Source organism: Streptococcus dentapri (genome assembly GCF_042649885.1).
Lineage (GTDB): Bacteria > Bacillota > Bacilli > Lactobacillales > Streptococcaceae > Streptococcus > Streptococcus dentapri.
This window is the reverse complement of sequence record NZ_JBHSAC010000074.1, coordinates 1-18,825: the sequence shown is the minus strand read 5'-3', so window position 1 is coordinate 18,825 and position 18,825 is coordinate 1. Positions and strand designations below refer to the sequence as shown.

At 41.2% G+C, this 18,825-nt stretch carries 18 protein-coding genes, 1 tRNA gene and 1 pseudogene; 8 read left to right on the top strand and 12 right to left on the bottom strand.

What is annotated here, in order from left to right; all coding sequences use genetic code 11:
• Positions 1-107: 107 nt before the first annotated feature.
• Together tsf and rpsB are read right to left on the bottom strand one after the other, a co-directional pair.
• The gene (gene tsf / locus ACFOSE_RS08750; protein ID WP_380432523.1) at positions 108-1,148 is read right to left on the bottom strand and encodes a translation elongation factor Ts; all 1,041 of its coding nucleotides are present in this window, start codon (positions 1,146-1,148) and stop codon (positions 108-110) included.
• Positions 1,149-1,284: 136 nt separating this feature from the next.
• Positions 1,285-2,061 carry a 30S ribosomal protein S2 gene (rpsB, locus tag ACFOSE_RS08745; RefSeq protein WP_380432521.1) on the bottom strand — a complete coding sequence of 259 codons (777 nt, stop codon included), beginning with the start codon at positions 2,059-2,061 and terminating at the stop codon, positions 1,285-1,287.
• Positions 2,062-2,598: 537 nt separating this feature from the next.
• Between rpsB and ACFOSE_RS08740 the strand changes: the two genes are divergently transcribed.
• From ACFOSE_RS08740 to ACFOSE_RS08705, 8 genes and pseudogenes are all read left to right on the top strand, one after another.
• Positions 2,599-2,994, top strand: coding sequence for a hypothetical protein (locus ACFOSE_RS08740; protein ID WP_380432519.1), 396 nt, complete (start codon positions 2,599-2,601; stop codon positions 2,992-2,994).
• 1 nt (position 2,995) lies between these two features.
• A complete protein-coding gene (locus tag ACFOSE_RS08735; RefSeq protein WP_380432517.1) occupies positions 2,996-3,271 on the top strand; it encodes a TIGR04197 family type VII secretion effector in 276 nt (91 codons plus the stop codon).
• Between the two features lie 22 nt (positions 3,272-3,293).
• Positions 3,294-5,069: a DUF3114 domain-containing protein gene (locus ACFOSE_RS08730; RefSeq protein ID WP_380432516.1), complete on the top strand. Its 1,776-nt coding sequence runs from the start codon at positions 3,294-3,296 to the stop codon at positions 5,067-5,069.
• Positions 5,066-5,659 (top strand): hypothetical protein, encoded by a 594-nt coding sequence (locus ACFOSE_RS08725; protein ID WP_380432514.1) that lies wholly within the window; start codon positions 5,066-5,068, stop codon positions 5,657-5,659. The genes ACFOSE_RS08730 and ACFOSE_RS08725 overlap by 4 nt, the downstream gene beginning before the upstream one ends.
• 454 nt (positions 5,660-6,113) lie before the next feature.
• Entirely contained in the window at positions 6,114-7,043 is a 930-nt protein-coding gene (locus tag ACFOSE_RS08720; protein WP_380432512.1) for a glutathione S-transferase family protein, read from the top strand.
• 62 nt (positions 7,044-7,105) lie between these two features.
• Positions 7,106-7,176 (top strand) — tRNA-Cys (locus ACFOSE_RS08715).
• A 165-nt stretch (positions 7,177-7,341) separates the two neighbouring features.
• Positions 7,342-7,905, top strand: a complete 564-nt coding sequence (locus ACFOSE_RS08710; RefSeq protein ID WP_380432510.1) for a hypothetical protein — start codon at positions 7,342-7,344, stop codon at positions 7,903-7,905.
• Positions 7,906-7,984: 79 nt separating this feature from the next.
• Positions 7,985-8,446: pseudogene (locus ACFOSE_RS08705) on the top strand (transposase); the annotation flags it as partial.
• Positions 8,447-9,020: 574 nt separating this feature from the next.
• On the opposite strand, the gene ACFOSE_RS08700 reads toward ACFOSE_RS08705, so the two are convergent.
• The 10 genes from ACFOSE_RS08700 to ACFOSE_RS08655 form a co-directional block, all read right to left on the bottom strand.
• Positions 9,021-9,824 carry a transporter substrate-binding domain-containing protein gene (locus tag ACFOSE_RS08700; protein ID WP_380432509.1) on the bottom strand — a complete coding sequence of 268 codons (804 nt, stop codon included), beginning with the start codon at positions 9,822-9,824 and terminating at the stop codon, positions 9,021-9,023.
• A gap of 17 nt (positions 9,825-9,841) precedes the next feature.
• On the bottom strand, positions 9,842-11,188 hold the full coding sequence (gene purB, locus ACFOSE_RS08695; protein WP_380432507.1) for an adenylosuccinate lyase: 1,347 nt from the start codon (positions 11,186-11,188) through the stop codon (positions 9,842-9,844).
• 13 nt (positions 11,189-11,201) lie between these two features.
• Positions 11,202-11,969: an amino acid ABC transporter ATP-binding protein gene (locus tag ACFOSE_RS08690; RefSeq protein WP_380432506.1), complete on the bottom strand. Its 768-nt coding sequence runs from the start codon at positions 11,967-11,969 to the stop codon at positions 11,202-11,204.
• Positions 11,966-12,646: an amino acid ABC transporter permease gene (locus ACFOSE_RS08685; RefSeq protein ID WP_380432504.1), complete on the bottom strand. Its 681-nt coding sequence runs from the start codon at positions 12,644-12,646 to the stop codon at positions 11,966-11,968. The genes ACFOSE_RS08690 and ACFOSE_RS08685 overlap by 4 nt, the downstream gene beginning before the upstream one ends.
• A complete protein-coding gene (locus ACFOSE_RS08680) occupies positions 12,636-13,187 on the bottom strand; it encodes a GNAT family N-acetyltransferase (protein ID WP_380432502.1) in 552 nt (183 codons plus the stop codon). The genes ACFOSE_RS08685 and ACFOSE_RS08680 overlap by 11 nt, the downstream gene beginning before the upstream one ends.
• Positions 13,178-14,500: an MmgE/PrpD family protein gene (locus tag ACFOSE_RS08675; RefSeq protein WP_380432500.1), complete on the bottom strand. Its 1,323-nt coding sequence runs from the start codon at positions 14,498-14,500 to the stop codon at positions 13,178-13,180. The genes ACFOSE_RS08680 and ACFOSE_RS08675 overlap by 10 nt, the downstream gene beginning before the upstream one ends.
• Before the next feature lie 8 nt (positions 14,501-14,508).
• Positions 14,509-15,675 carry an aminotransferase class I/II-fold pyridoxal phosphate-dependent enzyme gene (locus tag ACFOSE_RS08670; RefSeq protein WP_380432498.1) on the bottom strand — a complete coding sequence of 389 codons (1,167 nt, stop codon included), beginning with the start codon at positions 15,673-15,675 and terminating at the stop codon, positions 14,509-14,511.
• Between the two features lie 3 nt (positions 15,676-15,678).
• Positions 15,679-16,734 (bottom strand): iron-containing alcohol dehydrogenase family protein, encoded by a 1,056-nt coding sequence (locus tag ACFOSE_RS08665; RefSeq protein WP_380432497.1) that lies wholly within the window; start codon positions 16,732-16,734, stop codon positions 15,679-15,681.
• Positions 16,718-17,866, bottom strand: a complete 1,149-nt coding sequence (locus ACFOSE_RS08660; protein WP_380432495.1) for an amidohydrolase — start codon at positions 17,864-17,866, stop codon at positions 16,718-16,720. The genes ACFOSE_RS08665 and ACFOSE_RS08660 overlap by 17 nt, the downstream gene beginning before the upstream one ends.
• 240 nt (positions 17,867-18,106) lie before the next feature.
• The gene (locus ACFOSE_RS08655; protein WP_380432494.1) at positions 18,107-18,259 is read right to left on the bottom strand and encodes a hypothetical protein; all 153 of its coding nucleotides are present in this window, start codon (positions 18,257-18,259) and stop codon (positions 18,107-18,109) included.
• Positions 18,260-18,825: the final 566 nt, after the last annotated feature.

Genomic DNA, 18,825 nt, shown 5'->3' with positions numbered 1-18,825 from the left:
GTGTTTTTATATCCTCAAGTCATGTAAAATTTAGGTAACAAAAAGAGTGAAATAGAAACCAAAAAATCGAAAATTTTTGGTTTCTTATCTCACTCTCTGTTCAAGAACTAGTTATTCAATGCAGCTGCCATTGTTGCAGCAACTTCATTTTCAAAATCATTAGATGCTTTTTCAATCCCTTCACCAACTTCAAAGCGAGCAAAAGCAACAACCTTGGCATTCACTGATTCCAAATAAGCTTCAACTGTCTTGCTATCGTCCATGATATAGACTTGTGCAAGCAAGGTGTAATCTTGGTCTACCTTTGTGTTGTCAAGCATGAAGCGATCCATTTTGCCAGGGATGATCTTATCCCAGATCTTTTCTGGCTTACCTTCGGCTTTTAATTCAGCCTTGATATCTTCTTGCGCTTGAGCGATGACTGCATCTGTCAGCTGACTCTTAGAACCATATTGCAAGAGAGGTAGAGCTGGCTTGTTAACCATAGCACGGCTCTCGTTATCTTGTTCAATTTTGTGGTTCAATTGCGCCAATTCATCTTTAACGAATTGTTCATCTAATTCAGAGTAGGATAGAACTTTAGGATTCATAGCCGCGATGTGCATAGAGATTTGTTTAGCCAATGTCTCATCTCCACCCTCAATGACTGTAATAACACCGATACGACCACCATTGTGCTGATAAGCCCCAAATACTTGATCATCTGTCTTTTCAAGAACTTGGAAACGGCGGAAGGAAATTTTTTCCCCAATTGTGGCTGTTGCATTAACATAAGCTGCTTCAAGTGTTTCACCAGAAGGCATTGTCAAAGCAAGCGCTTCTTCATTGTTAGCAGGCTTACCCTCAGCAACAACCTTAGCTGTTTCATTTACCAAGTCGACAAATTGAGCATTTTTAGCAACAAAGTCTGTCTCTGCGTTTACTTCAACCACAGCAGCAAGATTTCCTGCTACATAAACTCCTGTCAAACCTTCGGCAGCGACACGGTCAGCCTTCTTAGCAGCCTTAGCCATACCTTTTTCGCGAAGCAATTCAACAGCTTTATCAATATCTCCATCAGTTTCCACCAATGCTTTCTTAGCGTCCATAACGCCAGCACCAGATTTTTCACGCAATTCTTTTACAAGCTTAGCTGTAATTTCTGCCATTTTTATTCTCCTTTAACTTAAAATAATGGGACTCTCGACACAGAAACCTGCATCAGAGCAAAAATAAACTTTAGCAACAAAATAAGAGAGCGAGCAGGAAGGCTCTGCCCTCTTTAAATGTAAGATGACTTAAATCTTAGTTGTTATCGCCTTCGACAACTTCAACAATTTCTTCAATAGATTCAGTTGAATTTTCGCTAGCTGCTAATTCTTCTTCAATTGAATTATCTTCACCTTGTTTCCCTTCGATGATAGCATCAGCCAATTTGGAAGTGATTAATTTAACAGCGCGGATAGCATCATCGTTTGCTGGGATAATAACATCAATATCATCTGGATCTGTATTAGTATCAACCATAGCTACAACTGGAATACCCAATTTTTTAGCTTCTTTAACAGCGATTTGTTCTTTATGAGGGTCAACAACGTACATTACATCTGGGATGCGAGGCATATCTTCGATACCACCCAAGAATTTTTCAAGGCGTGCACGTTGTTTGTTGAGCAGAGCAACTTCTTTCTTAGGAAGGACTTCAAATGTTCCCTCTTCTTCCATACGTTTGATTTCTTTGAGGCGTGCAATACGTTTTTGGATTGTATCCCAGTTTGTAAGCGTACCACCCAACCAACGATGGTTGATATAGTACTGACCAGCGCGGATAGCTTCTTCAGAGATAGCTTCAGCGGCTTGCTTTTTAGTACCAACAAAAAGAATGACTGCATCGTTTGCTGCGGCATCACGAATGAAGTCGTAAGCCTGATCAGCCAATTTTACAGTTTGTTGAAGGTCAATAACGTGGATGCCATTACGTTCTGTAAAGATGTACTTAGCCATCTTGGGATTCCAGCGACGAGTTTGGTGACCGAAGTGGACACCAGCCTCAAGTAGTTGTTTCATTGAAATTACTGCCATGAGTAGTTTCTCCTTTGTGTTTTTTCGCCTCTTCCTGACTTCGACTTGCAGTACAACCTATTTGGCAACCATACCACAATAGATCAAGAATGAGTATTTGTTGTGCAAGAGACAACCCTTTAATTATAACAGAAAAAACACAATCCGACAAGTATTACGAATAATAAATCTAACCTTCACGCTTGTTTATGGCAGAGTTTTTACAGAAGTCGGAAAAACTTCTTTGATTCCCTCGGTTCCTAAAACGACTAGTCTTCCTCCCTGAACTAGTCCGGACCATAATTTTCGTTTGAGTCTCCGCGGCAGCCAAACTAAGACACTTATCATATTTCCTTTTATCTTTTATGAAATTTACAAGGGAAGATCATTGTATTTTATTTATCGTTTTATTCATCGGTCAGTGTACTGCCTGATTTTCTCTTTTTTAGAATTGGAAGGCTTGGTCAAAAAAAGCTAGAGAGGGAGGGATAGAGATTAAGAAAAAATTATGGTAAAATCAAGAATAAAAACGATTGCCAAAAAAGGAAGGAAGTGTTTATGACAAGTCAACTTATTCGAGAAATTGACCAAGAGTTAGACCGTCTCTGGCAGGAAGAAAGACAATTATCGGATAAGGAAAGTGAATTCAGTCGACAGATTTTCACCCTTTCCCAACAAGAGGAAGAGCTTGGCTATTATCAAGAGGAAATTTCCCATCGGTTAATAGACTTGGCTAACCGCTATCCTAGTACCTTCTACGAATTTGAAGCGATTGAAGCAGAGGTGCGGCAGCGTTCTTACAATCTTGCCGATATCTATGAGGATGAAATCACCAGTCTCAAGAAGCAAAAACAAAAGACTCTAGATGACATAGATAGTTGCTATTACCAACGCTTAAAACTAAACACTGATCGAGAAGACATCTTAGACAAATTAAGAAGAGGAGAAGATTAAAATGGGAACAATTCAAAGTAACAGTGGTATCGCTCAGCAACACGCGACATCTCTCAGTGCTGCTTCCAATCAATTGGCAGATATTCAGGTTTCTGACAAAGATGACAGAACAACTGTAGCCGGTAATACGAATGCGCATTCGGTCATCGATCTAGCTCAAGAAAGCTCCAGTGCTATTAGTTCAGCAATTGAATCGGTAATAACCAATCTTCATAGTGTTGCTTCTGGTTTTGAAGCTGCAGATAATGGAGCAGCAGGAAAGATTAAAAATTTATAAGAGACAGTTTAAGGAGAAAAGTATGAGTGTAGACATGTACCTTGACCTATCGCAGTCACAGGCGGATAGTACGGATAGCATGATTAATAGGCAGTTGGAAGCCTATGATGCTTTAGAGCAAGCTCTTCAAACTTTTGTCAATTCTGGTGACGATTTAAAAGGGGCAGCTTACGATTCCGCTAGGGATTTGGTCAGTTCTGATGTCCTAACCCTGCTAGCAGGCGGCCGTCTCTTATCTGAAAAAGTTAAAGAAGCTGTAGCCAAGTTTCCAGAAGCCTTTTCTTCTCAAATAGCGCCAGAAAGTCTCCAAGAATCGCAGCTCCGAGCAGATATCGCTATGCTGTCCAGTCGGATTGAGGCCGCTCAGGATAGTTTGGAGGCCATCAGTTCCAGTAAGATGTCTGAGGACAACAAACATGCTGCTGAATCTCAGCAGCATGGTATTATTGGTGGTCTTGAAGAGGCCAAGCAAAAATTAGAAGAGAAACTGGAAAAGCTCCTAGCTTTCCATGCTTCCTCGCCCGCTCTCTTTTCGGATATTGAAGCTTTAGATACGGCTGTAAGGTCAGTATCTATCCAAATTCAGAACTCATGGGATTCCGGTCAAGGGACGTTTCAGCTGTTGGGTAACGCCTCTCAGGCTAAAGAAACAATCAAAGACTCACTCTTTGCGCAAGACTATAATGTTCAGCGCCCAGAAGGGATGTCTGACGAAAACTGGAAGACCTATAAACATACCCTGAGAACACAGGCCGAGTCTTTGCAGCAGGATGGCTGGACCAAGAAGGCCATCAAAGAGGGGTATATTGATACGGTCAATGTATCTTATGAGCCGAGACGGGAACTCTCCATTGATGCCCAGCTGACGGAGTTCTTTAATGATGCCCATACTTTTGGTTCAGGTATCTTCCAGAAGATGTGGGGGATTGATTATCATACCGCCAAGGACCATAACGACTCGGCAGCCGCTGAGAAGCTTCTAGGCATTGCCATGAAGTATACAGGCATGCCTCAAGAGCTTGATGGCAGTGCTGAGCAGACGCAGGCTATCTTGAGTAAGATGTCCGACAGCCTAGCGCCTGATGATGACTTTTGGGATGACTTTGCGGGGACAGTCCAAGTGGCTTATCCTGATGATAAAGGTGCTCACGCTTTAGATGATAAAGGAGGGGATGAGGCCCTCAAACAAAAGGTTCATCAGTTCCGCTATGTCATCTCAGCCCAGCAAGCTCAGTGGGTACGAGATAATTATAAGAAGGAAGGTATGACAGATGAGGAGGCTTTAGCTGCTTACCTTAACGATGGTCATCAATCCAGCTATGATTTTGATGATACCGCCCGCCTGCATAATAAGGTAGCTGAAGATGATGAGGGAAATCCAATCTATCCTGATGGGAAGGAACAGGTAAACTATAAAATCCTTTCCAAAGATTTCCACACAGAATTTATCATCAGTGAAGACGGCAGTTTTGTCAATGAAATCGACCCTGAAAAGGATGCCGCAGATAACCAAAATGGGGTGGTCAACGGCGCCAGCTTTAACTATGCGGATGATGGCGATAAGCAAGATCACAAACGTTTGGATGTCAATCCTCCTACTGAGTATGATCCAAAGTTTAGAAAGGATATTATTGACAACGGTGGAGATGGAAATGGATTTAAAGCACCTAATTCAAACCGTTATAAAGATTCGACAGATGATCTATATGGATTTAAAAATGGCGATAATAGTCAGTCCACTTATGAAAGAGAGCAAGCTCAAAAAGATGAGTTTAAAGAGATGGTAGGTGAAGAATGAAAAAATATTTTGTCGTTGGTTTATTATTGTGCACTTTCTTATTAGGTGCCTGTCAGGCGAAAAGGCCTGACAAGTCTGCCAAACCTAAACACTCAGAAACTGTGCACCTAGAAAAAGCTAAGAAATTACAGATTGGTGTCACTTATAGAAAAGGTAAGTCGAAAAACCCGAATGCTTTTTATATAAAATTGATTGATGATAAGCATTGTGTTTATATGCTTGATGATAGCCATTACACAGAAAAGGACATCAAAGAAATAAGTGAGGATGGCTATGCTTTCTACCCTTATATTTCTCTTACAGAAGGAGAGTATTACAAAGATGGTGATGATTATATATTAAAACCAACGCGAACACAGAAAATTGAGTTCAAAGATGCCAATCATGTTAAAGATAAAATTATTGCTACTAAAAAACAAAAAGATCGAAGTGACAGTGAAGAGGGAGTTAGAATTGTTAAAAAAGGCGCTGGCTATGTTCAAAAAACTAAACAGGGTGATTTCCTCCTCTACAAAACAAATAAGAAACTCCCAAATTCCATTGATGATTTTCTGGCCCAGTACGACTATCAGCCTGAGGAGCTAGACTGAGCTTACCTTAACGATGGTCATTAATCTAACTATGATTTTGATGATACCGCCCGCTTGCATAATAAGGTAGCTGAAGATGGCACTTATCCTGACGAAAAAAAACAAGTTAATTATAAAATCTTGTCCAAAGATTGTACTGATCTCAAAAGGTTAGACAAAAAATATTAGTGAAAGGATTTGGTTCTTTAGCTAGATCAGTCTGTTTATTTTTTAATGTAACAATGTGTTTCAGAGTTGTCGTATCAATCATTTTTTACTTACAAATGTAATATTCAAACCAATTCGACAATACTGTACCACATTTTTGAAAGCCCAACCCAAGTAGCTGTTTTTGAGTAACATTTTAACCAAGTAAAATCTGTCATCTACTTTTAATAATACTATTATGCATCTCATTTGCTTCTCTATTTTTAAAACTATATAATACTAATTAGTAATATATAGGAGGTGCCTTATGGGATTGTTAGTAAAAGGAAAATGGGTAGACCAGTGGTATGATACAGAATCTACTGGCGGTAAATTTGTCCGAACGATTACACAATTTCGCCATAAAATCACAGAACATGGACCTTTTCAACCAGAGAGTGGACGTTATCATCTCTACATTTCGCTAGCCTGTCCTTGGGCATCGCGTGTCCTGATTATGAGAAAACTCAAGGGGTTAGAAAAACACATCAGTCTCTCCATCGTTCATCCTTTGATGTTAGAACATGGCTGGACCTTTGATAAAGGAAAAGGCGTCATTCCAGACACAGTACTGGGGAGCAAATATCTCTACCAAGTTTATACCACTGCACAGGCAGATTACAGCGGGCGTGTGACAGTTCCTGTTCTTTGGGATAAAAAGAAAAACACTATCGTCAATAATGAATCTGCTGAAATCATGCGTATCTTCAACACAGCTTTTAACAATCTGACAGGAAATCTAGATGATTATTATCCTGAAGAGCTTCGAAAAGAAATTGATCAAATCAACGATTTTATTTATGACAATGTTAATAATGGTGTTTATAAGACTGGTTTTGCAACAAATCAAAGGGTTTACCAAAAAGAGGTTCAAAATCTCTTTCAGGCTTTGGACCAGCTTGAGGAATGGCTCTCACAGAAAGATTTCCTTCTCGGTGAGCAACTAACCGAAGCAGATATCCGTCTGTTTACAACACTCGTGCGCTTCGATTCGGTCTACTTTGGTCACTTTAAATGTAACCTTAAGCAGCTCCGTGACTATCCTCATCTGTGGAAATACACAAAACGCATTTATCATAGAGACGGTATTGCTGAAACCGTTAATTTTGACCATATCAAACAGCACTACTACGGTAGCCATAAAACAATCAATCCCACAGGAATCATCCCTGTGGGGCCAGAAATAGATTGGTCCTAATCATACTTTTGACGGCAAGACTTGACGAACAAGACTTTTTAGAGTAGAATAATTGGAGTTATGGCGGTATAGCCAAGTGGTAAGGCACGGCTCTGCAAAAGCTTGATCGTCGGTTCAAATCCGTCTACCGCCTTTTTAATAACAAGGACAAGTTAATCAACCTCGTTAATCTGATAAAGCTAGAACAAAACAAAAAGGCAGGCCTTTTGTCCCAGCCTCTTTTTGGGTTATTGTTTTCACTTGCATCTTTTTTGTATCTATGGTATAGTACAAATGGGAGATATTAAAGGAGAAGATTATGAAGAAATTAACTTTCTTTACCCTGCTAGCAATAGCAGCTACGATTCTTGTTATTTTTATTAATCCTAATCAGTTCAAAAATAATGTTACAGCTCTAACAGGTCAGTCCAGCAGCCAAACTACTGCTGCTAGTACCAGTCCAAGCAGCAGCATTAGCTCCAGCCAATTGGACTCAACTATCGTCTCTGCTACCCCTGGAACATATAAAACCGAGGATGGAGCCAAGGTTACAGTCAATGAAAACGGTAGTTTTAAAGCTAGTTACTCAAATGGAACAACTCTAATCACCTATACTGATAACACTTACTATTATCAGGCAGCAGATGGATCTGAAGCGAGAACCTATGCTGATGAAACTTATTTCATTACTACAGCAACTGGTACTTCTTTGACAACCTATCAAGACGGCACTTATCAGGTGAATTTAGCCGATGGAACTACTTTAGATCCGTCTAATTCAACTAACTTAGAAACACTCCAAAGTCAATACAATCTTCCTCGCATTGACTCTTATGATAAAATTGTTAAAGATTTGGTAGACGAGTTGGATCAAAAAGTATGATATAGCAATAAACAAAGCCCTTAGAATCCACTTTCTAAGGGCCTTTCTTTTGTCTAGCAGTATAATAAAAGTATAAAGCATTGGGGGACCTCTTAGGTACCACAAAGAAAGCCCTAACGACAATCGCAATCAGGTAGGTCTTGCTTAGATAAGCTGCCTCCAATGGATCATCTCTTGTGCCAAATTGAACAGACAGTTGATTTCTCTTTTATTTATGAATTAGTGAAAGACAGTTAGTGTGCTGATAATGGTCGTCCTAGCTTAGATCCAGTGATGTTGGTTAAATTACCATCATTCAATGCCTTTGTATCCGTTCTATGCGTCTAACCCTCAAAGATAATCAGCTTAACGTGACTTCTCGCTGGGTTTTTGGCTTGACTCTAGAAGATACGGTGCCTCATTCACGATGTAGGGTATGAACTATAGCCGTCGCTTTCAAGATAAACAGGTTATTGAATCCATCTTTGCTCATGTTTTGGGACCCTGTCTTAATGCTGGATTAATTGATCCTATTGAAATTTTTGTAGAGAGGTCCCATATCAATCTGTACATAATCCAAAAGTCATCAAAAACTCATTATTCAGCACCTATGGAAAGATACTTTAGAACACTGTCAAGATATTCGGCATCAGAGAGGTATGAAGGAGCGGTATCAACACACCACAAGGAAATGATCGAACGCTTATTTAGGATAAGCCAGAGAATATCCCAATCCACCTTATACACGATTAAAAGAAAAGTCAAAATGAAAGCAATGGTTGGGTTTACTTTAGCCTGCTTAAGTTTTAAAAATACAGTAAGACGATGACCAGATCGGTCTTTTATTTTGGTAAAAAGTGAGTAAAAACTATCAAATAGAGAAGTCAAGGGTAAAAGAAAAGACAAACAGGCTACTAGAGCGGTTTGTCTTCATTCTGGGAAGCTGGGACAAAAGTTCTGCTTTTTTGGTTTTACTCTCACTTTACCAGATTAACGAAAGAGGTGATTGGTAGTCTTTATCCCTTGCTAGGTCAGTGATACCTAATCAACTGTGTGGAGGCAAGACGACAAAAATCGAAATTGTATAAAATCACAATTTACCGATTTTTGTCCCTCTCTCTTTTAGTGAATACTGATTATTCCTTGTAGCTGGCATCTATACCTGAGAAAAATTTCTTTGATAATTTGGCTATAGTTCCGTCTTTTTCAAGTTCTGCCAAGGCTTTATTTATCTTTTTTCTAAGTTCCTTGTTTTCGCCTTTATTATAGGTGATAGCAATATTTTCTTCTTCAATGTCACCATCAAGGATCTTTAAATCCAGATGCTTTTGTTTGATGATAGCAGAAAGGATCGTCTTAGCATTTGAATAACCGTCAACTTGGCCGTTACTTACTGCCGATAGGGCAGCTTCACGATCATCATAGGTTTTAATATTGATGCTGTCATTAAAGTTTTGCAGCACTTTGATCTGATTCGATCCCACAGTTGCAGCAATACTCGCATCATTCAAATCATCAACCGACTGCAGATCTGAATCCTTCTTTGTCACAACACCGTACTGGAAAGTCGCATAGGGGGTAGAAAAATCATAAGTTTGCTTGCGATCATCTGTAATCGCAATAGCGCTCGCAACGACATCTACCTTATGACTGGTCAAAAGACCAAATAGTCCATCAAAGCTCGTTGTGGTAAATTCTGTTTTATAACCTATTTTGTCTGCAGCTGCTTTGATAACTGCAACATCGAATCCCGTTAGTTCCCCTGAGTTATCCTTATAAGAACCAGGGAAACTGACACCTGTAGTAGCCACTTTTATAACTTTCTTATCGGATGAAGCCGATTGTTTATTTGAGGAATTTGTGAGTGTCTGATAGCCAAAATAGGCGATAACTGCAATAAAAACTACGGCAATGATACTAATAAGTGATTTATTCTTCATATGTATTCTCCATTTTTCTACTTAACTTTAGCCAAGACTGCATCTATTTTCGACAAGGCTTCACCGATATTATTTTCCGGAACAGCCCAACTGCTGATTTCTGATTTACTGCAATAACCACTGACGCGCTTATCGTTCACCAGCAATTCAATAAAATTCTTGTCCTCCTCCAGAGCTGTCATGGCTGCCTGATAGATAATTTTATGCGCAGTTTGCTTTCCAACTTTCTTACCGATTTCAAACATAATGCGCTCTGAATAAGATAGTTTCCCTTGAAGTTCAAGATTATGTCTCATCTGATCAGTATTGACTGTTAAATCTGACAGGATGCCTGTTAAGTTAACAATCTGAGCATCAAGATAACTTGTTATCTCTGGCAGAGCAACCCACTCATTGCGCCAGTGGATGGCGTCGCGTTCTCCATCAATTAGCATAGATTGAAGCATCAGAGATACTGATGAGAAAACTGGTTGCGTCAGACTGGCAAGACCCTCAATTAAGGCTGGATTGCGCTTTTGAGGCATCGTTGAGGAGCCAACTTCTCCCTTTTTAAAGGGTTCTTGGATTTCATTGATCTCTGTTCTCATAAGATTAAAAAGCTCATGGCCAATCTTGCCAAGGGTAGCTGAGCAGATACCTAAGACTGTCGCAAATTCTGAGAAACGATCTCTAGATGGCTGCCAAGAAATTGTTGGAGTAGCAAGTCCTAGCTCTTTCAGAACAGCCCTCTCAATCTCGCTGCCACGACCGTCAAACGCAGCATAGGTTCCAACTGCCCCACTGATACTTCCGACAAATACTTCATTTTCAAGAAGTTGTTCTAATCGTCTTTGACTTCTGAGAAGTTCATCAAGCCAGATCGCCAGCTTAAATCCAAAAGTTATAGGGATAGCATGAATACCATGAGTTCGCCCCATCATAAGAGTACAGCGGTGCTTCTTAGTGAGATCAGCCACCACCTTGATCAAACGATTCGTGTGGCTGCAAATCACCTCGTAGGCCTCCTTAGTTTGAAGCATGATACCTGTATCAACAATATCCTGAGTTGTGACACCGAAGTGCACATATTCTCCATCTTGGCCACCTACTAAAGTTTGCAGGGTATGAATGAGGGCAATAAGTGAGTGACGCTTCTGTGCACTTTCTGTTTGAAGCGCCTGAAAATCAAATTTTTCTACCTGAGCCTGTTCAATGATATTTTTGGCAGCTGAGGCTGGGATGATACCAAGCTGACCTTGAATCTTAGCTAAATTGGCTTCGACCAGAAGCTGTTTAGCAATTTTATTATCATCACTCCAGATGTGACGAATTTCTGGGGTGGAAAAATTATTTTGTATCAAAACAGAATCCAATACACTTGTCATTAGTGCTACCTCCTTATAGACCTGAACTTTCTAGCGAACCACGATAGAGGGAGCTGACAAAGGCTTTAACTCGTTCATGACTGCTATTGTTGGATAAGAGCAAATCAGCTGAACCTTGAGTCAAGATTTCACCATTCTCGATAAAAACCACTTTATCGGCAATCTTTTTTGCAAATTCCATTTCGTGAGTGACTAGGATCATGGCAATATTTTCCCTAGCCAGAACAGCAATCACCTGCAGTACACCTTCTACCATCTCCGGATCAAGGGCTGAAGTCGGCTCATCAAAGAGGATAATATCGGGCCTAAAAGCAACAGCTCTGGCAATTGCCACACGCTGCTGCTGACCACCAGAGAGGGTCGCGGGATACTGCTCAGAAAAACCTATCAGACCCACTTTTTTTAATGCCTCATTGGCAAGGTCTTCTGCTTCTTGCTTTGAAAATTTACCGCTAAGAATCAACGGCTGGACAACATTTTGTAAAACTGTGTAATTTTTAAAGAGATTGAACTGCTGAAAGACCATTGTCGAGTGACTTCTGACCTGTCTGATAGCCTTTCTGGAGATATGACCACCAACCACTTTTGTCCCTGCTATAGAAAGACTGCCACTGGTTGGTTTTTGGAGGAGGTTGATAGTCCGAAGAAGGGTTGTTTTTCCAGATCCAGAAGGCCCGACAAAGGCTGTTACACTTCCCTTTTCAATGCTTAGGTTAATATTTTTTAATATCTGTTTGTTACCAATGGTAACAGCTAAATCCTTGATTTCAATTAAACTCATACGCCTTCCCTCCTGTATGGAGCAGCTAGGTCTCTTTCAATAAAATGCTGCAGCCAAGTATAAATTATAATCATTATCCAATACAAGAGACCTACAGCCAGATAGGTTTCAAAGTAGCGTAAAGACTCCCCTGCTAACATTTTAGAGTGAGAGAATAGCTCAGTGATCCCTAAGGTGAAGACCAAAGAGGTCTCTTTTAACAGACTCACAAAGGTGTTCCCTGTTGCTGGAAGAGCATTGAGAGTAGCTTGCGGTAGGATGACATGGAGAAAAATTTTCCAATTCGGGATATTTAGAGACTTGCCAGCCTCTACCTGCCCTTTATCAACGGAGTTGACCGCTGCTCTGAAAATTTCTGCTAAGTAGGCTGATTGCTTCAATCCTAAACCACCAATAGCTGCGCTCAAAGCTGTCATTCCCTGAAAAAACGGAAAAAGCTGAGGGAGCCCATAAAAAATGAGGAAAAGCTGGACCAGGGTCGGCATGCCTCTAAATAAAGAAACATAGGCGTTGGCAAAATATCTCAGCCAGCGGTTGCCAGACAGCTGAAGCCAAGTCATGATGGCGCCTAGCAGTACAGCAACAACCATGGACAGTAAAGCGATCAGAATAGTCACTGGAATATATCTAGGTAGTTTGAGAAAAAGTTCAAAAAAGTATTCCCAGTTAAAGTTCATAACCTATCTCCTTTAATCGTTTGAGCAGTTCATTATCTTTGACAAGCCGCAAGGCTTGACCATCAAAAATCCTGATGAGATAAATAGTCTTGTGATCACTAAATAGCTGACGTTCTCCTAGGTAACTAAATCCCATCTTTTGGTAAGCCCTCACCAACCAAGGGTGCTCAGCAGCCGTTCCTAAAGTCAGTGCAGGAGCCCTCAGTTCTTTGATAACGAAGTCATCTGTCACTCTTTTAACCAGCTCCTTGGCCAGACCTTGGCCTGATTGACTTGGATCGGTTGCCAACCATCCTAGGTGAGGAAGAGCAAAGGGACTAGGATTGCTAGACCAAGGCAGCCGAATTGATACTGTAGAGACAATTTTTTGCTCTCTTTTAGTCACAAAGATCGGAAGAGCCCGCCTTATTTTTTCTAGCTCTTGGGCTGTGATGGTTGCAGCTTTGAAGTGAATACCTAGGGCCTCATTAGCTGCGTAGGCTTTATGAAAGAGCTCTACTAGTTCTGGAATGTCTGATGTTTTTAAATTTTCTACTTCCATTCGGTACCCTTTCTAAATTTTTCTAAGATGCTTTTCATCTGCTGATTGGCAGCTCCCATGACTTCCTGATAAACAATTTTCTCTTGTCCTTGGGTCAATCTCTCAAATTTTAGGCGTAATTCTTCTAAATCATAGGGATTGTCTGGGGAGCCTTTAGCTTGCCTTTGGATCTGATTAAAAATAATATGACCATTTTTAGCTATAAGGCGCAGCCGGGCCGGACGCTCTGTTTGACTCGCTTTTAGATCATGATGGCGCTGGATTTTTTTAGAAAATGCAAGAAAGGCAGCTGGAATTGCTTCTTCGGTAAAATCAGCAGTCTTGACTCTCCCTTCAGACAAAGCTAGCCACAGGAGGTATTCGATTGAAAATTTTCCTTCTAATTTTGTTTTAGGTTGTTGATGCGTCAAGGCTCTATCACCGTCGGCCGAAAAATGAATGTGAATTTCAGATAGGTCTGCCGATGTAATACCTTGCCGGTAAGCGGTTTGGGCTAAGTCAAAACCCGCATTTGCAGCTGAGCAGAAAGGATAGATTTTAAACCATAAACCAGGGGTTTCAATCTGGGCTGGCTGCAACCAATGATCAAGTAAATCCGCTTGCGATAAAGATGAGCTTGACAAGGTTTGACTCCAGCCCTTCTCCGAGGAGAATATAGCCTGATAAGCGGTGAAACCAGATTCAGCTAGTTGATAGGCTAGGACTGCATTTCTAGCAGCAAAGCCAGCTTGCAAGGGTTTTGCATCGGTTCCCTCCTGATAGAGGAAGCCTGATGCCTGACTGCTGGCCAGAGATAAAAGATGAGCAAAGGTAGTGCTATCTAGTTTTTTTAGGACTGCAATGGCCGCAGCTGCAGCTAATGTTCCAATCGTTGCTGTGCTATGCCAGCCTTGATCAATATGCTGAGGCTGCAGCTGTTTTCCTAAACGACCAGCGAGTTCCACCCCTTGGATATAAGCCAGCAATACATCATCACGGCTTTCCTCATCTATCACAGCCAGCAAAGCTGAATAGATAACACTGCTGGGATGCCCTCGGAAGTAAGCCTGAACATCATCCAGATCATTATAGTGAGCAGCATAACCATAGACAAGAGCTTGTATTGAGCCGGATTGGGTAAAGAGACTTGATCTGTCTCCATCCAAAAAGCTAGATAACTTCTTTTGGTTGAGCGGATTACTCAAGCCTGAATATAAGCAACCTAGATAGTCTATAAGGGCCACACTAGCAAGCTTCAGCCACTTCTCCTTTTCTATACAGTCCTCTATACTTAGCTGCAATTTACTGATCAGCTGCTCTGTGGCAGTCATCATGGCACCTCTCATTCCTTTATAAATTCAACTATACGTTTGGCACCTTCTGCTAGGTCGTTTATATCCGATACTAAACTTAGGCGAACATAACCTTTTCCATATTTACCAAAGACCGATCCGGGAATCAGAGCGACTTGCTTATCCTCCAGCAAACGCTCTACAAAGTCCTTATCATCTAAATCATCCTGCGGCAGTTTAATCCACAAAAAGAAGGTCCCTTGGGCATCTAAGACTTCTAAACCTGCCCTAGTCAGCAGTTTATAAACCTTATTTTTTCGGTGATGATATAGATCCTGAAGTTCTTTCCTCTGATCAGTACTATTCAATAAACCATAGATAGCCGCATCCTGAATGGCTCCAAAAGTTCCGCCGACTGAGGCTCTGATATAGTCACGCAGAAGCCTAATAACCTGCCTATTTCCTACCGCAAAAGCAAGACGCCAGCCTGCCATATTAAAAGCTTTTGATAAGGTATAAATTTCAACTCCAACCTCCTTAGCTCCCGGTACTTGAAGAAAACTGGGAGCCTTGTCAGTAAAAGAAATATCCGAATAGGCAAAATCATGAGCAACCACGATTTGATGTTCTTTGGCAAAAGCGACGGTATCCTTAAAAAATTGCAGGTTAGCGCCTGCCCCTGTGGGATTGTTAGGATAGTTCAAAAACAGCAGCTTTGCTTCTTTCAATTTTCTCTGAGGAATAGCTGCATAGTCGGGGAGGTAGCCATTCTCAGCTTTTAAGGGCAGAGGATAATTCGCGGCACCTGCCATCTTGATCCCAGCGTCATAGCCAAAGAAGGCTGGATCGGGGGTTAAGACGGTATCTTCAGGATTGACCAGAACCATAGGCAGAGCTGTCAGAGCTGCTAGAGAGCCACTAAAAATTGTCACTTCCTCTAAATCTAGATCAACATTATATTCCTCTCTATAAAAGTGAATAATGGTTTCTTTTAAGGCTTGCTTCCCTCCATAGGGAGGATAGCCATGATTTAAGGGGGAACTGCTAGCTTTTTGCAGCGCTGTGACAATTTCTGGAAAGGTCGCTTGGTCAGGGTTACCGCGTCCCAGATTAATAATGGATCTGCCGCTTGCTTGGATAGCTTTTATCCGTTCTTGCTGCTTGGCAGCGAAGTGACTCGATCTAGCCTGTACGCGCTTAGAACCTTCAATCTTCATGGCTTAACCTCGAATCATTTCTAAAGTTTGACGAACTAACCGCTCATTTAAATCTGGAAAGATTGACTGGACACGGCTGTCTTCTGGTCTGGCTATATAACTGGCTAATTCATCAATTTCATCCTCATCCTCTAATCCTAACTCTTTGAGGGTGAGGGGAAGACCCACTCGCTTGTGGTAAGTGACAATTTCTTGAGCCAGTTGGTCTTCTCCTTCGATCAAGATTTGAACGAGACTGCCCAATGCTACAGTTTCACCATGGGTCTTGGTATAATTTTGCTGAATCTTGACATAGCCATTATAGAAAGCATGAGCTATGACACTGTGGCCATCCTGATCTGAAATACCATCAACGCTAGCAGCTACGAGGAAAATCGTATCAATCAAGTTAATGACCTCTTCCTCAGTCAAATTTTCCAAATCCTTTACCTTGAGCATCTCTTCGCGGCATAGGTCTATGAAGAAACGGCCGATTCTCAATGAAAGCTGACTGGTCTTTTCAAGGGTAAGGCGTCGTCTGATTTCATAATACTTGGCTAAAGTATCTCCAATCCCTGAAAGAATATATTCCCTAGGAGCAGTCATCAAGATATTCGGTTCCAGCAAAACCATATCCACTGCCTTTTTGTGGCGGACATTATCAATCTTTTCATGTGCTTGCGAGTAGACAATACTCTTAGTTGTAATGGCAGCACAATTCGAAGGAACCGTCTGACTATTGATGATAGGGATGTGCAGACGATCCGCGACAAGCTTGGCTGTATCGATCAATTGGCCCCCACCGAAGGCTAAGAGGACATCGAAACTGCCTAATTTATCAGTCAGACGATTGATTTCTTCAAAGGTACAGGAACCACCAAAAATCTCCACTGGATGTCTTTCAAGGAAGGCCTTTGGCAAATATGGCTGGATAATAGGATAAACTGTTTTATCGGTCAGAATAACAGGTTTATGTAGCCCTTTTTGTGACAGGATCGTCCCCAACTGCTTAAGGATTCCCTTCTCATTGATGTATTCTGCCGGACTCATTCGAATATTGCGTTTAGCTATCTGACTCACCTCCGTAATAACCTAGGAGTTTAAAAGCACTTTCGACATAGTAGGTAACTGCCGTTGGGAGGGCTTCATCACGAACGATGAAATCATCATGATGCCAGTCTGGCGCGTGGTCTGCGCCGTTCGATCCGACAAAGGCAAAGACCCCTGGAACCTGCTCCTGATAAGCGGCAAAATCTTCGCCGCCGGTCGAAGGCAGGGTCTCAATGACTTCTGAATAAGATTTGGCCTGTTCAGATATAAGCGGTGTGATAATTTCATCGTTGTAAGTGACCTTAGGAGAATTCCCCCATTTGATCGCTATCTCGGCACCAAATTGGGCGGCGACAGATTCTACCACCTTGGTAAATTTATCGATGACAGATAAGCGGACGACTGGATTAAAAGTACGAATCGTTCCTTCAAAAAAACCAGCTGCCGGCAGAACATTCCAGGTCGTTCCAACCTCGATATGGGTAACAGACAGAACAGCGGACTGAAAAGGAGAAACCGTGCGAGCAACAATCTGTTGGAGATTGTTGATGATACTTGTAATGACAAGAACTGTATCAACACCTAAATCTGGTCTGGCTGCATGTGAACTGACACCTTGGACTCTGACCTCAAACTGCTCAACCCCCGCCATGATGGCACCTGAACGCAGACCGATCTGACCTGGCTTGAGATGAGGATTATTGTGGTAGCCGATAATAGCTGAAACCCCATCCAAACCTCCAGCTTCTATCACTTGATAAGCACCCTGGAAGTTTTCCTCTGCTGGTTGAAAGATTAAACGAATCGTTCCTTTGATTTCACCTTCTCTCATCTTGAGAATTTCCGCAGCTCCAAGTAGACTGGTCTGGTGAAAATCGTGGCCACAAGCATGCATCGCACCATTATCGCTAGCGTAGTCAAGACCAGTCTTTTCAATGATGGGTAAAGCATCGATATCAGCCCTCAATGCTATAATGGGGTTGCCATGTCCAATTTCAGCAATGACCCCTGTTGTCAAGGGATAGCTGAATACTTCAATTCCTAATTCGTTTAGGTAATCTTTGATAAAAGCTGTTGTCTTAAATTCTGATTCCGAAATTTCAGGATGAGCATGAATATAATGCCGAGTTTCAGCTAATTTTTCATAAAATTCTTCTGGCATATTAAGATCCTCCTCTTAAATTTTGCTTAGTATCATTTTAGCTCAGCTCCTATCAACAGGGAGCTAGAAATTCTCAGAAGAGCCTGTTCTTATGAGGTATTTGAAATTCTTACTGCTCTGACAGAACTGAGCTTGGCACTGGTTTTTTGAATTGATTAATCCTTGAATATTAAAAGGATTGATACTCCGAAAACAACAGATATATCAATCCTTTCAAGGTGACTGGATCTTTAGTACCCCTTAGGCTAGATCTAACAAAAGATCGGATGGTAGCAATAAAACTGTCGCTTCTTGGGACAAATAACCATAGTAGTCAAGCCCTGCTAAGCGATAAGTATAAATTTCATTGTCTAAGTTCTCATATACAAACAGTGACTTGATAAAGCTAATCATATCTATTTCCTACCTTTTTCGCCTAAAATCTAACTTCGAAGCCTTTTTGTCGCACCTCCAAGTCGAATTACATTCATCATATCATTTGGAATTAATCCTGCCTAATCTATATTTCTTACTATACGGTATAAGTTTGTTTTATAACTGAAATTTTGGGGACAGAAATAGGGAAAATAAGGCAGATAACTGTGTTTATCTGTTTTTGTAATGGAACTCAGGCTCAAATTTTGGGATTGATTAGATAGAATATGACTGCTGTCTGCTTTCAAACCTCTGACTCTCCTAAATCCTGCGTAGTTTTATCGCCCTACTGCATCTTGATTGAAAGAGCTTGATCTATGAGTCTTATAATATATAGCTACTGCTGAACATGGCTCTCTCAATAAGGCTGCTGTCGCCCTCTATATGACTCAGGCCATCTCTCAAATGCTATCAGCAGTCCAAAAGGAGAGCTGGATATTTATCTCTTTGAGCGCAGTAAGAGCGATGTGATTCTTCTCCTGCTCGCGAATATATTTCGCAACTGTCTTTTCATTCAGTCCAACGGTACTAACATAGTAGCCTCT